Raw genomic sequence first — 765 nt, 5'->3', positions numbered from 1 at the left:
ACCGGCACCGACCGGCCGCACAGCTCGCTCTGGCGGGTGCAGCGGGGGTGGAAGGCGCAGCCGGGCGGTGGCGCCGTCGGGCTGGGCAGTTCCCCCGCCATGCCCGCCGGCAGGGACGCGCCCGGCTCGGGGCGCAGCACGGCGCGCAGCAATTCGCGGGTATAGGGGTGGCGCGGGGCGGCGAAGATGTCGTCGGTCGGCGCCAATTCCACGATTTGGCCGAGATGCATCACCGCCACCCGGTCGGCCAGGTGGCTGACCACGGCCAGGTTGTGCGTGATCAGGACGATGGTCAGCTTCAGCGTCCGGTGCAGCTCAGCGATCAGATTCAGGATCTGCGCCTGCACCGAGACGTCGAGGGCCGAGGTCGGCTCGTCGCAGACCAGAATCCGCGGCTCGCCGATCAGGGCACGCGCGATGGCGACGCGCTGGCGCTGGCCGCCCGACAGCTGCATCGGATAGGCGACCGACAGGTCGCGCGCCAGCCCGACCGCATCCATCAGCCGATGCGCCGCGGCCAGCCGCGACGCGGCCGTGCCCTCGCCGCGGACGGCCAGCGGGGCGGCGATGATCGCCCCCACCGTCATCCGCGGATTGAGCGAGGAGTACGGGTCCTGGAACACCGGCTGGATCAGGCGCGCCCGCTCGATCCGCGAATACGCGGTGACCGGCTGCCCGCCAATCGCGATCCGGCCCGCGGTCGGTGCCTCGATGCCCAGCATCAGCCGGGCCAGCGTGCTCTTGCCGCAGCCGGATTCGCCGACC

General features: G+C 72.7%; 1 protein-coding gene. It reads right to left on the bottom strand.

Going from position 1 to position 765, the window contains the following annotated elements; genetic code table 11:
• A partial coding sequence (locus P409_RS35450; protein WP_034849846.1) for an oligopeptide/dipeptide ABC transporter ATP-binding protein occupies nucleotides 1–765 on the bottom strand: 765 nt, incomplete at both ends.

Source organism: Inquilinus limosus MP06, from assembly GCF_000767795.1.
GTDB classification, from domain to species: Bacteria; Pseudomonadota; Alphaproteobacteria; order DSM-16000; family Inquilinaceae; genus Inquilinus; species Inquilinus limosus_E.
Note: the sequence above shows the minus strand (reverse complement) of the source record. Positions and strands in the feature narration are given on the sequence as shown.